We start from the raw sequence: 12361 nt of genomic DNA, 5'->3' as shown, positions 1-12361 counted from the left end.
TCTCCTGATCCGCGTGTGTGACTGGGGACCGCAGCCGAGTACCCGGTGGCCACCGGGTTGTGCAGGGCGTGTCGCCCGGATGAGGAGGGGTACCGGAGAGGCGGGCCCCGACAGAGCGACCCCACGGAGGTTTTCATGGCACTGCGCGTGCTGCCCCGGAAGGCCTGGCGGAACTGGCGGCGCTCCGCCGACCTGCGCGTTCCGCTCCACTCGACCGAGGTGGAGGACGCGAGCAGGCGCTTCCTCCTGTACGGCGCCCTGCCGCTGTGGGTGCTGCCCGGCCTCGCCGACTGGTGGATGCACCGGCGGACCCGGATCGAGCACACCAGCGGCACCAAGGAGTCCGCGGTCCACGCCCTGATGATGTCCGAGGCCGGGGCACCGGTGCTCATGGGTCTGCTGGCCCGGGTCAACCCCCTGGTGCTCTCGGTGATGGGCGGTGCCGCCCTCGCCCACGGCGCGACGGCCGTGTGGGACGTCTCGCTGGCCGTCGGCGAACGCGAGGTCCGGCCCATCGAGCAGCACATCCACAGCTTCCTGGAGGTGCTGCCGCTCACCGCCCTGGCCTTCACCGCCTGCCTGCACGCCGACCAGGTCCGCGCCACCCTGCGCGGCGGCCCCGGTCCGCAGGACTGGCGGCTGCTGCCCAAGGAGCATCCGCTGCCCGCCACGTACCTGGCCGGACTCGCCGGGGCCGTCGTCTGCGGGGTCGTCGTGCCCTACGCCGAGGAGCTGTGGCGCTGCCGGCGCGCGGCGTCGGCCGAGCCCGCTGTGTCGACCGCGTCCGGCCTGCCGACCGCGCCGGACGTGTCGGGCGTGCCGGCCGTGCCTGCTGTGTCGGCCGAAGGGAGCCGGCGATGAGAAACGGACAGGGCGCGGCGTCCGCCCCCGAGCTCCGGGCGGCCGACCCGGAGGCGGAGCCACCCGCGTCCGGGCAGCTGCCGCCCGACCGCACCCAGGCCATCCTGGAGGCGACCAAGCAGGTCGGCGCCATCCTGAAGCGGGCCGGACACAAGTTCGCGCTGGCCGGCAGCGTCGCCGTCTACGCTCACGGCGGCAGCGGCAGACTCCGGCACGACGCCGACTTCTGCGTGCTGCCCGAGGAGGCCGAGGCCGTGGCGGGCTCCCTGCGCTCGGCCGGTCTGACCGTGCGCGTCCCGCCGGAGGACTGGCTGGTGAAGACCTCCTGCTTCGGCCAGGACGTCGACATCATCTTCGAACTCGCCCACCAACCGGTCACCGTGGACCTGCTGGCCCGCGCCGAGGAACTCTCCGTCGACTCCGTGCACATGCCGGTCCTGTCCGCCACCGACCTGCTGGTGAACCTGAACACCGCCTTCTCGGAGCACCACTGCGACTTCGGGGCCGTCCTCCCGGTGGCCCGCACGCTGCGCGAGAAGGTCGACTGGGGAGAGGTGCGGCGCCGCTGCGGGGACGAGCCGATGCCCGCCGCCTTCCTCTTCCTCCTGGAGCGGCTGAACGTCATCGACCCCCCGCAGGAGCAGCCATGAACCTCGAATACCGCGTGGCGCACGTCGCCGAGCACCTCGCCGCCGGGCCGTGCGGCGAGCTGGGCGTACGGGCCGAGATCCGCGGCGAGACGGTCCTGCTGACCGGCACGGTCCCGTCGGCGGGCTGCCGCGAGGCCGTCCGCCGCGCCGTCCACGACGAACTGGCGGGCGTCCCGGTCCACTGCGACATCGTCGTCGCCGAGACCACCCCGCCCGACCACCCGGAAGTGCTGGCATGACCCGGGTAGCGGCCGTCGGCGACATCCACATGGGGCCCGACAGCCAGGGCACCCTCCGCCCGGCCTTCGAGACCCTGCCGGACTGTGCCGACATCCTCCTGCTCGCCGGTGACCTCACCCGGCACGGCACCCCCGACGAGGCGCAGGTCGTCGCCCGGGAGATCAAGGACCTCGGCGTCCCGGTCGTCGCCGTCCTCGGCAACCACGACCACCACGACGACCACCCCGACGAGGTCACGGCCATCCTGCGGGAGGCCGGAGCGCACGTCCTGGAGGGCGAGGCGACCGTCGTGAGCCACCGGGGCCTGCGGATCGGCGTCGCCGGCACCAAGGGGTTCGGCGGCGGGTTCGTCGGCCGGTGCGCCGGAGAGTTCGGCGAACCCGTGATGAAGGAGTTCGTGCGGTACACACGCCGCCGCGCCGACGGCCTGCGCGCGGCCCTCGAAGAGCTGCGCCGGCACGAGTGCGACGCACGGATCGCCCTGACCCACTTCGCCCCCGTCCCGGACACCCTGGCAGGCGAACCCCCGGAGATCTACCCGTTCCTCGGCAGCTACCTCCTCGCCGAGGCCATCGACACCGTAGGCGCCGACCTGGCCGTCCACGGGCACGCGCACGCCGGCACGGAACACGGCATGACCGGCGGGGGAGTCCGGGTGCGCAACGTCGCCCAGCCGGTCATCGGACGGGCCTTCCACGTCTACTCGCTCAACACGACGTAGCACCCGATCCCGGGCAAACCGGGAGGTACCCGGCACGAGGGGTACCCGGTCCTCGACAGACACCTTCGAACAGTGGGAAGGGGGCCGGTCATGGCCCAGCACGTGCGCGACATCATGACCAGCGACCTGGTGACCGTCGAACCGCAGGCGTCGGTGGCCTTCGTGGCCCGGGTGATGCGGGACGAGGACGTCGGAGCGGTCCTGGTCACCGAGGAGGGGCATCTGCGGTGCCTGGTGAGCGACCGCGACCTGGTGGTGCGGGCCTTCGCCGAGGGCGCCGACCCCGATCAGACCACCGTGATGCAGGCGGCCAGCGACGACCTGGTGACCGTCACTCCCGACGACAGCCTGGACCGGGCGGTCCAACTGATGCGCGAGCACGCCGTACGGCGGCTCCCGGTCGTCGACGGCGACCAGCCGGTCGGCATCCTCGCCATCGGCGACCTCGCGATCGAACGCGACGAGAAGTCCGCCCTCGGCGACATCAGCGCGGCCCGGCCCAACACCTGAGGTGAGACGTGGGACACCCCGAGGCGGCCGCGCCCTCTGCCGATCGGGTGCCACAGCCCAGCCGCGCGAGTGTTTCGCGTCGGCTGGGTGCTCGCCCCGCGCCTGACGGGCAAGGGATGGCGAGAGGCGAGGAGGGCGTGTGGAGAACAGCGGGCGCGGTGCGGCGGGCGAGCGGTTCGCGGACGCGGTGGACGCCCGGCTGCCCGTCCACGACGGGGCCGGCCAGCTGCTGCGCAAGGCCTTCCCCGACCACTGGTCGTTCTTCCTCGGCGAGATCGCCCTCTACAGCCTGATCGTCCTGGTGCTCACGGGCGTGTGGCTGACGTTCTTCTTCAAGCCCGAGATGCGGGACGTCGTCTACCAGGGGTCGTACGTCCCGCTGCGCGGCCGGCCCGTGTCCGGGGCCTTCGACTCCACCCTGCACATCAGCTTCGACGTGCGCGGCGGACTGCTGATGCGCCAGGCCCACCACTGGGCCGCGCTGGTCTTCGTCGCCGCGATCGGCGTGCACCTGCTGCGGATCTTCTTCACCGGCGCGTTCCGCAGGCCCAGGGAGATGAACTGGGCCATCGGCGTCACGCTCTTCGCGCTCGCCCTGGCCGAGGGCTTCGCCGGCTACTCGCTCCCCGACGACCTCCTGTCCGGCACCGGACTGCGGATCGCCCAGGGCATCATGCTCTCCATCCCCGTGGCCGGGACGTACGTGAGCATGTTCGTGTTCGGCTCCGAGTTCCCCGGCCACGACATCATCCCCCGGCTGTACAGCCTGCACATCCTGCTGCTGCCGGGCGCGCTGATCGCCCTGGTCACCGTCCACCTGATCCTGGTCTTCCACCTGAAGCACACGCAGTGGCGCGGGCCGGGTCACAAGAACACCAACGTGGTCGGAAAGCCGCTCTACCCGCAGTTCTCGGCCTCCTCCATCGGCCTGTCCCTCACCGTCTCCGGACTGCTGGTGGCGCTCGCCGGGGTCGCCCAGATCAACCCGGTGTGGAAGTACGGCCCCTACCGCCCCGACCAGGCCTCGACCGGTTCCCAGCCGGACTGGTACGTGGGCTTCCTGGAAGGCTCGCTGCGCCTTGTCCCGCCCTGGGAGACGAACTTCGCCGGACACACCCTGATGTGGAACGTCCTGCTGCCGGCCGTGGTCCTGCCCGTGCTGCTCTTCGCCGTCCTGTACGCCTACCCCTTCGTCGAGCAGCGGCTGACGGGGGAGTGGCGGCAGGAACAGCACTTCAGCGAGCGCCCCCGGGAACGGCCCGTGCGCACCGGACTCGGCGTGGCCGGCGTGACCTTCTACGGGGTGCTGGTGCTGGCCGGCGGCAACGACGTGGTGGCACAGACGTTCCGGGTCTCGGTGAACGCCCTGACCTGGATCCTGCGCGTCGCCCTGGTCGGCGGCCCCGTCGTCGCGTTCTTCCTCACCCGCGCCCTGTGCCGTGCCCTGCTGCACGCGGAACAGGAGCGGCTGACCGAGGGCGAGGAGACCGGTGAGGTCCGGCAGACGATCGCCGGCGGCTACGAGAGCGACCACCGGCCGGTGACGTCGTTCCGGCCGGGCGCCCCACGCCGGCCGCTCAGTCCTGATCAACCCCCCGGTTCACGTACTGGAACACCAGTCCCGCAACACCCCGAGCCAGAACACCGAAGCCGATGAGGAACAGCCACAGCCCGAACACCACCCCGGTCGCCGCGAGCGCGAACCCCAGTGCGGTGACGATCGGCCAGAGGCTGTGCGGCGGGAAGAACTCGACCGACCCGGCGGAGTCCGCCACCTCCGCCTCCGTACGGTCCTGGGCGCGCGGGCCGTGGCGCAGGAAGGTGACCGTGCAGAAGAACGACACCAGCGTGGCCATCCCGAACGCCACGATCAGCGCCGCCGTCCCGGCCGGGTCGGCCCGCGACCACACCCCGTAGAGCGCGGCGGCGGCCCCGAAGAAGACGGCCACCCCGCCGAAGAGCAGTGCCTCCGCCTTCACCGCAACGCCTCCTTCTCCGCCTGCACGATCTCCGGATGGTGCAGGTCGAACGCCGGCGACTCCGACCGCACCCGGGGCAGCGCCACGAAGTTGTGCCGCGGCGGCGGGCAGCTCGTCGCCCACTCCAGGCCGCGCCCGAACCCCCACGGGTCGTCCTCCTCGACCTGCTTCCCCTTGTGGGCGGTGAGCCAGACGTTGTAGAGGAACGGCAGCGTGGAGACGCCCAGCAGGAACGCGCCCGCCGACGAGACGGTGTTGAGCAGGGTGAAGCCGTCGGCCGGCAGATAATCGGCGTACCGGCGGGGCATGCCCTCCGCGCCGAGCCAGTGCTGCACCAGGAACGTCAGCTGGAACCCCAGGAAGAGCAGCCAGAAGTGGACCTTGCCCCACCGCTCGTCGAGCATCTTCCCGGTGAACTTGGGCCACCAGAAGTAGAACCCGGCGAACATCGCGAACACCACCGTGCCGAACAGCACGTAGTGCAGGTGCGCCACGATGAAGTAGGAGTCGGTGACGTGGAAGTCGATCGGCGGCGACGCGATGAGCACCCCGGTCAGCCCGCCGAGCAGGAACGTCACCAGGAAGCCCATCGACCACAGCATCGGTGTCTCGAACGAGAGCGAGCCCCCGCGCATCGTCCCGATCCACGCGAAGAACTTGATCCCGGTCGGGACGGCGATCAGGAACGACATGATGGAGAAGAACGGCAGCAGCACCGCCCCGGTCGCGAACATGTGATGCGCCCAGACGACCGCGGACAGCATGGTGATGGAGGTCGTGGCCCCGATCATCGGGAGATATCCGAACAGCGGCTTGCGCGAGAACACCGGGATGATCTCGGAGATGATGCCGAAGAACGGCAACGCCACGATGTACACCTCGGGATGCCCGAAGAACCAGAACAGGTGCTGCCACAGCAGCGCCCCGCCGTTGTGCGCGTCGAAGACGTGCGAGCCGAACTTCCGGTCGGATTCGAGGGCCAGCAGCGCGGCCGTCAGGACGGGGAACGCGGGCAGCACGAGGATCGACGTGAACAGCACGTTCCAGGTGAACATCGGCATCCGGAACATGGTCATGCCCGGGGCGCGCAGGCACAGGATGGTGGCGAGGAAGTTCACGGCGGTCAGCGTCGTCGACACACCCGAGACGACCAGCCCCATCACCCACAGGTCGCCGCCGGCGCCGGGCGAGAAGTAGGCGCTGTTCAGCGGCGCGTAGGCGAACCAGCCGAAGGCCGCCGCCCCGCCGGGCACCAGAAACCCGGAGACCACGATCAGCCCGCCGAACAGGTACATCCAGTACGAGAGCGCGTTGAGCCGCGGGAAGGCCAGGTCCGGGGCGCCGATCTGGAGCGGCATGATCGCGTTCGAGAAACCGGCGAACATGGGGGTCGCGAACAGCAGCATCATGATCGTGCCGTGGATGGTGACGAACTGGTTGTAGGTCTGGTCGCTGAGGAACTGCAGCCCGGGACGGGCCAGTTCGGCCCGCATACCCAGCGCCAGCAGCCCGGCGAACAGGAAGAAGCAGAACGCCGTCACCATGTACAGCCGGCCGATCACCTTGTGGTCGGTCGTGGACGCCCAGCCCAGCAGCCGGCGCCCCAGCGGCGTCGCCGTCGGCGTCGTAGGAGGCGTGGGCGCTTCGCCGACGCGTTGCGAGAGTTCGCTCATGGTCCTCCTCGGCCGTTCCGAGCGCGGAAAGCGCCTCGCGGGTGCCCTGCTCGCCGTACCCGGGACAGCCGGACCGTGGGGGCGCGGCTGCCGCCCGCCGCACCGAAATCGGCATAGCGGGCGAACAGGGCAGATCGGCTCCTGGTGACGCTACCGGTGACCCGCCGGAGACCCGGTCCGCCACGCCTCGCTGCCGGGCATTCGATGCCGGTCGGCGGGTACCCGACGTTGATGTACACAGCACTTGAGCAACTGGCCGCCGCCGGCTCGGTGGCAGGGATGATCATCATCGTCGTCTGTGGCGTGCTTCTCACGGCCGCGCTGATGGGGGCGGTACGCCTCGGCATCGGGGTGCGGCGGCGGGAACCGGCACCGCCGCGGCGCTCGGAGCAGCCGAAGCTGCCCGACTCCGGCCCGGTGTACGAGGAGCGGAACATGCGCGAACCGAACGAGGTGCCCCGGGCAGGGGACGACGGTGAGCGTCTCACCCCGCACCAGCTCGGCAATGCGCCCAGCAGGCCCAGCGGCGACCAGACCCGCCCGCGCTGGCAGCCCGGCTCCAGCGGATCCTTCGGCAGCGGCGGCGGCGGCGCGAAGTGAGCCGCCGCTCCGGCCGCCGCCGTCTCGCCTCCGACGCGGTTCGTGTGAGGTGCCTGGTGGCGGGCACTCGGGCCGCGGCGGATCCGATTCCGGACCGCCGTGCCACGAGCGGAGGTGAAGGGCATGGGACATGGGGGAAACGTCATCGACGAGCTGATGACCGACCACCGAGAGGTGGAGGAGATCTTCGGCAAGATCGAGGCACTGCCGTCCGGTGACAAGAACCGCAAGTTGTACGCCGACCAGGCCACGATGGAACTGGTACGGCACTCGGTGGCCGAGGAGGCCTATCTCTACCCGGCGGTGCGCAAGCACGTCGAGGGCGGTGGCGCCCTGGCCGACAAGGAGATCGAGGACCACGCCAAGGCCGAGCGGATCATGAAGGACCTGGAAAGCTGCGAACCGGACGACGCCCGGTTCGACGCGCTCATGAGCTCTCTGATGAGCGAGATCCGCATGCATGTGGAGGACGAGGAGCAGAACCTCTTCCCCAGGCTCCGCGCCGCGTGTCCGCCGGAGGCCCTCGACGATCTGGGCGACAAGGTCCGCCAGGCGAAGAAGACGGCACCGACCCGGCCTCACCCCGCCGCCCCTGACAAGCCCCCCGCCAACAAGATGCTGGCACCGGGCGCCGGTCTCGTCGACCGGCTCCGCGACGCGCTGACGGGCCGCGGCAAACCCGGCTGACCCGTCCTCCGCCGTCCGACACCGGGCCCGGCGCCGCGCGCGCCGGGCCCCCGCATGCCCACGGTCGGCCGAGGGCCGGTGACCGTACCGTCGCGTCGCTCGGCCTGCTCATGGAGACGCCGGAGCACGTGGAGCGCTGGTGAGCGGCGGACTCCTCACCGCCGGGACGATCGCGGCCGGCTTCGCCCTACCGGTACGGCGCCCCGCGGCACCGGTGCTGATCCGGCCACGTCACGGCGACGCGCCCCTGGCGGAAACCCTGGAGACGGCCGCCTGAGCACCGGGGCTCAGGCTCAGGCCGACACGGGCCGGCCGGGCCGGTCGAGGCGCTGCAGCAGCTGCTCACGGTGGAGTGCGGCCACCGGCGCGAGCAGGTCAGGATGGCGCAGCAGCGACGCCGCCCGCCGGTCGTCCTCGTCCGGGACGAGCAGCCGCCGGAAGTCCACGGGGCCCCACGCCAGGTGTTCGCCCACCGCGAGCGCGCCGACCGCGGCGCTCGCCAGCTCGGGGTCGCAGAGCAGGCCGGCTGCCCAGCTCGCCACCACCTCGTCGACCCAGGTGCGCCAGTCGCCGTCCGGGTCGTGAGCGGTGTCCGAGCCGGTCACCCAGTCCAGCCGCGCGGAACCTCCCGGACCCGTCATCGCGACCAGACCCGCGTCCAGCGTCGTCGGATAGCGCAGCCAGGCCGCGACCGTCACGGCCTGCCGCACCTGCGCCTCGCACCGCGCGGCGGCGAAGGCGCCGCCGTGGGCGGGAAAGGCGCCCGCGAGCCAGCGAGCGGTCGCCGCGATGAGCGGCGAGAGATCTTCGAGCACTGCCCAACCGTCCGAAGCCTGAAACCAACCGGGAAACGACAAAACGGTATCCCGAGGCGGGCTCGCGGAGATATGGCCCAAAGGCGCCGGGCGACGTGGTTCTGCACACAGTGCGTCGCAGGAGCGCCCCGCAGACGGCGGAACCCCGGGCCCACCGCGCGGGCCCGGGGTTCCAGGAGTGCGACGGCTGCCGGCCGCTCTCAGTGCAGGCCGCCGGGGTCACCTGGCCGGATCCGGCCGCGCCAGGCGCCGCTCTCGGCGCCGCGGTGCTCGATGAAGTCCTTGAAGCGACGCAGGTCGCCCTTGACCCGGCGGTCGATCATGCCGAGCGCGTCCGCGCCCTTCTCGGCCATCCCGGAGGGCTCCACGTCCATCGTGAGCTCGACCCGGGTGTGGGTCTGGTCGAGGGGCTCGAAGCGGACGGACCCGCGCTGCCGGGTGTCGCCGTCGATGGTCCGCCAGGTGATCCGGTCGTCCGGCAACTGGTCGACGATCTCGGTGTCGAACTCGCGCCGCACCCCGCCGATGCTGGTGGTCCAGTGGTTGTGCCGGTCGTCGAGCTGCGTGACCTCGTCGACCCCCTCCATGAAGTTCGGGAAGTCCGCGAACTGGGTCCATTGGTTGTAGGCCGTGTGGATCGGGACGCCGACGTCCACGGCTTCCTTGACCGTGCTCATCTGTTCCTCCTCGTCGCAGGCGGCTCATTCCCGGGGCGCGGACTTGCGTCCCCGGAGGGTTTTCTCATCGGCCCCGGGGTTCGGGGTGATCGGGTCGCCGGACCCGGCCGGCTCGGGCGCGCCCCGGTCGGCATCCTCCCGGCCGGCACGCTTCTCGACCTGCTCCAGCAGCTCGTCCTTGACGGTCCGGGGCCCTCCGTCCTTCGCGTTGCGTTCGGTTCGCTTTCGCACAGCGGCCGGGTACCCCACCCGATGTGCGGGCAACACCCGTCGGCCGGGCGAAGGCGCGTCAGCCGTTGATCAGCACGTCCCGGGCCGCGCCGACCCGCAGGTCCTCCAGCGTGCTCATCTGGCGATGGGCCCGTTCGATCAGCGCGTCGAGTACGTGCTCGTCGAGGCGGTCGTCCGCCTCGGCCAGTGACCGCAGGGTTCGCCAGCCGAGTTCCTTGCCCTTGACCCCCAGCCGGAGGAACTCCAGCTCGATCACCAGTGTCAGCGGCGAAGGACGCAGGAGACGCCCGTTGCTCTTGAGGCGTCCGAGTCGCTCGGCCGTGCCCGCGGCGACGGTCTTGTACCGGCGCTCCGGCACACCCAGGCGCCGCATGACGCCGAGCAGACTCGTACGGTCCTCGGCGATCTCGTCCGCGAGCACCCGCAGGGCTCCGGCCGCCGGAGTGCCACGGTGCGAGCGCGCCATGAACCGGGCGCGGCCGGCGCCGACCGTGGCCCCGGCCAGGTGGTCGTTGAGATAGATCCCGAGCAGGTCCATCCGGAGCCCGCTCACCCCCGGGCGGGTTCGGTGGTGGGTCGGTGTCGTCATCGCTCGTTTCCTCGTTTCCCGCCGTCGGCTTTGCGGCGGCAGAAGCCGAGTACCCGGCAAGGAGCGCCGAATCCGGCCGCCCGCGACACGCGGTCCACGCCCGGAGCATCATGGAACTCCCGCAGGTGAGGAGGGCACCGTGAGCGCGGTCGTGGAGAGCGTGCGGATACCCGCCACCGGCGTGCGGCTCGACGCCGACGTGGCCGTGCCCGAGGCGGCGACGGGGGTCGTGCTGTTCGCGCACGGCAGCGGCAGCAGCCGGCACAGTCCCCGCAACCGCTTCGTCGCCGGCGAACTGCACGCGGCCCGGATCGGCACCGTCCTCGCCGACCTGCTCACCCGCGAGGAGGAGACGACCGACGCGGTCACGGGTGCGCTCCGCTTCGACATCGGCCTGCTCGCCGCGCGCCTGGTCGGCCTCGCCGACTGGCTCCGGGGGTACCGGCCCGCCGCGGGCCTGGGGTGCGGGCTCTTCGGCGCGAGCACGGGCGCCGCGGCCGCCCTCGTCGCCGCCTCCGCACGCCCGGAGACGGTCCGCGCGGTGGTCAGCCGGGGCGGGCGGCCGGACCTGGCCGGGGACGCGCTGACGGCGGTCGGGCAACCGACCTTGCTGATCGTCGGCGGGCGCGACCAGGAGGTGCTGCGGCTCAACCGGGAGGCGATGCGGCGGATCCCGGGCGAGGCCCGGCTGGAGGTGGTCCCCGGCGCGACCCACCTGTTCGAGGAGCCCGGCACCCTGGAACGCGTCGCGCACCTGGCCGGCGACTGGTTCGCCCACCGGCTGCCCCTCTGACACCGCTCAGGGCGCCGGGGGACGGGTCGTGAACATCACCAGCCTCCCTTCAACCGTTCCGCCGTACAGGTGACTTGGCCTGCCGTACGGTCACGAGCATGACGACCAGGGCGGCCAGCGTGAGCGCGGCACCGGTGTAGAGCGGCGCCGTGTAGCCGAGGCCCGCGGTGATGGCCAGGCCGCCGAGCCAGGCGCCGAGCGCGTTCCCGACGTTGGACGCCGACACGTTGGCGCTCGCGGCCAGCGCGGCCCCCCGGGCGGCATCGGTCACCCGAGTGATCATGCCGGGTACGGCGGCGAACCCGGTCACCCCCATCAGGAACACCAGCGCCACAGACGCCACGGCACTGCCGGCCAGCAGGCCGAACAGGGCCAGGGTGACGGTCAGTCCGAGGAGCGCGAGGACCAGGGCGCGGTCCCGGTCGCGGTCCGCGGCCCGGCCGCCGATCAGGTTTCCCACGACGAGACCGACGCCGTACACCATCAGCAGCCAGCCGACGTCCGCCGGAGCGAACCCGCTGACCTCGGTGAAGGTGTAGCCGATGTAGCTGAACGCCCCGAACATCCCGCCGTAGCCGAGCGCGGTGGCCGCCAGCGTGAGCCAGACCTGCGAGGACCCCAGCGCACGGAACTGCTCCCGCAGGCCACTGGGCGTCCCGCCGCCCGGAACCGGCCCCGCCCGGCCGGGGACGAGGACCACGATGGCGGCCAGCGCCAGCACGCCGATCGCCGTGACGGCCCAGAAGGCCGCCCGCCAGCCCCAGCGCTCGCCCACCAGCGCACCGAACGGCACACCGAGTACGTTCGCGACCGTCAGGCCGGCGAACATCACCGCCACCGCGCGGGACTTCCGCTCCGGCTCGACCAGGCCGCGCGCGACCAGCGAGCCGATGCCGAAGAACGAGCCGTGGCACAGGGCGGCGACGATCCGCCCCAGCAGCATCACCGAGTAGGTCGGCGCGATCGCGGACAGCAGGTTGCCGACGACGAACAGGGCCACCAGGCCGACCAGGACCTGCTTGCGAGGCAGCCGCGCGGTCGCCGCGGTGAGCGCGATCGCCCCCACGGCGACACTCAGCGCGTACCCGGAGATCAGCCGGCCCGCGGCCGCCCCGGACACCGCGAAACCCGATGCCACCTGCGGCAGCAGCCCGGCGATCAGGAACTCGGTGAGCCCGATCCCGAAACCGCCCAGGGCCAGCGCCACCAGCCCACCCGACGCCCGTCGCGGCCCCGCGCGCCCGTCCACCAGCACCTGCCCGTCACCGACCCCGAATCCGCCCATGGACCGACCCTCACCGCCGAGGGACGGTCGCGTCCATGGACAAAGATCGA

General features: G+C 71.9%; 17 protein-coding genes. 10 read left to right on the top strand and 7 right to left on the bottom strand.

Going from position 1 to position 12361, the window contains the following annotated elements; all coding sequences use genetic code 11:
- The first annotated feature begins 135 nt into the window (after positions 1–135).
- The 6 genes from OHB00_RS03355 (at position 136) to OHB00_RS03330 (ending at position 4639) form a co-directional block, all read left to right on the top strand.
- On the top strand, positions 136–861 hold the full coding sequence (locus OHB00_RS03355; protein WP_406431033.1) for a diguanylate cyclase: 726 nt from the start codon (positions 136–138) through the stop codon (positions 859–861).
- Positions 858–1511 carry a hypothetical protein gene (locus tag OHB00_RS03350; protein WP_406431031.1) on the top strand — a complete coding sequence of 218 codons (654 nt, stop codon included), beginning with the start codon at positions 858–860 and terminating at the stop codon, positions 1509–1511. The genes OHB00_RS03355 and OHB00_RS03350 overlap by 4 nt, the downstream gene beginning before the upstream one ends.
- The gene (locus tag OHB00_RS03345; RefSeq protein WP_406431029.1) at positions 1508–1750 is read left to right on the top strand and encodes a BON domain-containing protein; all 243 of its coding nucleotides are present in this window, start codon (positions 1508–1510) and stop codon (positions 1748–1750) included. Before OHB00_RS03350 ends, OHB00_RS03345 begins: the two co-directional genes overlap by 4 nt.
- Positions 1747–2472: a metallophosphoesterase gene (locus OHB00_RS03340; RefSeq protein WP_406431027.1), complete on the top strand. Its 726-nt coding sequence runs from the start codon at positions 1747–1749 to the stop codon at positions 2470–2472. The genes OHB00_RS03345 and OHB00_RS03340 overlap by 4 nt, the downstream gene beginning before the upstream one ends.
- A 90-nt stretch (positions 2473–2562) precedes the next feature.
- Positions 2563–2982, top strand: a complete 420-nt coding sequence (locus tag OHB00_RS03335) for a CBS domain-containing protein (RefSeq protein WP_406431024.1) — start codon at positions 2563–2565, stop codon at positions 2980–2982.
- Between the two features lie 139 nt (positions 2983–3121).
- Complete coding sequence (locus tag OHB00_RS03330) at positions 3122–4639, top strand: cytochrome bc complex cytochrome b subunit (RefSeq protein WP_406431022.1); 1518 nt, start codon at positions 3122–3124, stop codon at positions 4637–4639.
- Here OHB00_RS03330 and OHB00_RS03325 read toward each other — a convergent pair.
- Positions 4560–4961 (bottom strand): cytochrome c oxidase subunit 4, encoded by a 402-nt coding sequence (locus tag OHB00_RS03325; protein WP_406431020.1) that lies wholly within the window; start codon positions 4959–4961, stop codon positions 4560–4562. The genes OHB00_RS03330 and OHB00_RS03325 overlap by 80 nt on opposite strands.
- Positions 4958–6634, bottom strand: a complete 1677-nt coding sequence (ctaD, locus tag OHB00_RS03320) for a cytochrome c oxidase subunit I (RefSeq protein WP_406431018.1) — start codon at positions 6632–6634, stop codon at positions 4958–4960. Before ctaD ends, OHB00_RS03325 begins: the two co-directional genes overlap by 4 nt.
- 231 nt (positions 6635–6865) lie before the next feature.
- On the opposite strand from ctaD, the gene OHB00_RS03315 reads away from it, so the two are divergent.
- The 3 genes from OHB00_RS03315 to OHB00_RS03305 all read left to right on the top strand — a co-directional run bounded on the left by OHB00_RS03315 (position 6866) and on the right by OHB00_RS03305 (position 8198).
- A complete protein-coding gene (locus OHB00_RS03315; protein WP_406431016.1) occupies positions 6866–7234 on the top strand; it encodes a DUF6479 family protein in 369 nt (122 codons plus the stop codon).
- 123 nt (positions 7235–7357) lie between these two features.
- Positions 7358–7921, top strand: a complete 564-nt coding sequence (locus OHB00_RS03310; RefSeq protein WP_406431014.1) for a hemerythrin domain-containing protein — start codon at positions 7358–7360, stop codon at positions 7919–7921.
- A gap of 139 nt (positions 7922–8060) precedes the next feature.
- Entirely contained in the window at positions 8061–8198 is a 138-nt protein-coding gene (locus OHB00_RS03305; protein ID WP_406431012.1) for a hypothetical protein, read from the top strand.
- Between the two features lie 16 nt (positions 8199–8214).
- On the opposite strand, the gene OHB00_RS03300 is transcribed toward OHB00_RS03305, so the two are convergent.
- The 4 genes from OHB00_RS03300 to OHB00_RS03285 form a co-directional block, all read right to left on the bottom strand.
- Positions 8215–8736 (bottom strand): hypothetical protein, encoded by a 522-nt coding sequence (locus tag OHB00_RS03300; RefSeq protein WP_406431010.1) that lies wholly within the window; start codon positions 8734–8736, stop codon positions 8215–8217.
- A gap of 200 nt (positions 8737–8936) precedes the next feature.
- Positions 8937–9413 (bottom strand): SRPBCC family protein, encoded by a 477-nt coding sequence (locus OHB00_RS03295; RefSeq protein ID WP_406431008.1) that lies wholly within the window; start codon positions 9411–9413, stop codon positions 8937–8939.
- Positions 9414–9437: 24 nt separating this feature from the next.
- Entirely contained in the window at positions 9438–9644 is a 207-nt protein-coding gene (locus tag OHB00_RS03290) for a hypothetical protein (RefSeq protein WP_406431006.1), read from the bottom strand.
- Between the two features lie 58 nt (positions 9645–9702).
- A complete protein-coding gene (locus tag OHB00_RS03285; RefSeq protein ID WP_406431004.1) occupies positions 9703–10233 on the bottom strand; it encodes a hypothetical protein in 531 nt (176 codons plus the stop codon).
- Between the two features lie 139 nt (positions 10234–10372).
- Between OHB00_RS03285 and OHB00_RS03280 the strand changes: the two genes are divergently transcribed.
- The gene (locus tag OHB00_RS03280; RefSeq protein WP_406431002.1) at positions 10373–11026 is read left to right on the top strand and encodes a dienelactone hydrolase family protein; all 654 of its coding nucleotides are present in this window, start codon (positions 10373–10375) and stop codon (positions 11024–11026) included.
- A 49-nt stretch (positions 11027–11075) separates the two neighbouring features.
- On the opposite strand, the gene OHB00_RS03275 is transcribed toward OHB00_RS03280, so the two are convergent.
- Entirely contained in the window at positions 11076–12311 is a 1236-nt protein-coding gene (locus OHB00_RS03275; RefSeq protein WP_406431000.1) for an MFS transporter, read from the bottom strand.
- Positions 12312–12361: the final 50 nt, after the last annotated feature.

The organism is Streptomyces sp. NBC_00631 (assembly GCF_045206895.1).
Classification (GTDB): Bacteria; Actinomycetota; Actinomycetes; order Streptomycetales; family Streptomycetaceae; genus Streptomyces.
The sequence above is the reverse complement of the archived record's forward strand: the minus strand, read 5'-3'. Positions and strand labels throughout refer to the sequence as shown.

Coding starts and splice junctions, on each gene's coding strand:
- OHB00_RS03355 (WP_406431033.1), top strand. CDS start 136: ATGGCACTGCGCGTGCTGCCCCGGAAGGCCTGGCGGAACTGGCGGCGC.
- OHB00_RS03350 (WP_406431031.1), top strand. CDS start 858: ATGAGAAACGGACAGGGCGCGGCGTCCGCCCCCGAGCTCCGGGCGGCC.
- OHB00_RS03345 (WP_406431029.1), top strand. CDS start 1,508: ATGAACCTCGAATACCGCGTGGCGCACGTCGCCGAGCACCTCGCCGCC.
- OHB00_RS03340 (WP_406431027.1), top strand. CDS start 1,747: ATGACCCGGGTAGCGGCCGTCGGCGACATCCACATGGGGCCCGACAGC.
- OHB00_RS03335 (WP_406431024.1), top strand. CDS start 2,563: ATGGCCCAGCACGTGCGCGACATCATGACCAGCGACCTGGTGACCGTC.
- ctaD (WP_406431018.1), bottom strand. CDS start 6,634: ATGAGCGAACTCTCGCAACGCGTCGGCGAAGCGCCCACGCCTCCTACG.
- OHB00_RS03315 (WP_406431016.1), top strand. CDS start 6,866: ATGTACACAGCACTTGAGCAACTGGCCGCCGCCGGCTCGGTGGCAGGG.
- OHB00_RS03310 (WP_406431014.1), top strand. CDS start 7,358: ATGGGACATGGGGGAAACGTCATCGACGAGCTGATGACCGACCACCGA.
- OHB00_RS03295 (WP_406431008.1), bottom strand. CDS start 9,413: ATGAGCACGGTCAAGGAAGCCGTGGACGTCGGCGTCCCGATCCACACG.
- OHB00_RS03285 (WP_406431004.1), bottom strand. CDS start 10,233: ATGACGACACCGACCCACCACCGAACCCGCCCGGGGGTGAGCGGGCTC.
- OHB00_RS03275 (WP_406431000.1), bottom strand. CDS start 12,311: ATGGGCGGATTCGGGGTCGGTGACGGGCAGGTGCTGGTGGACGGGCGC.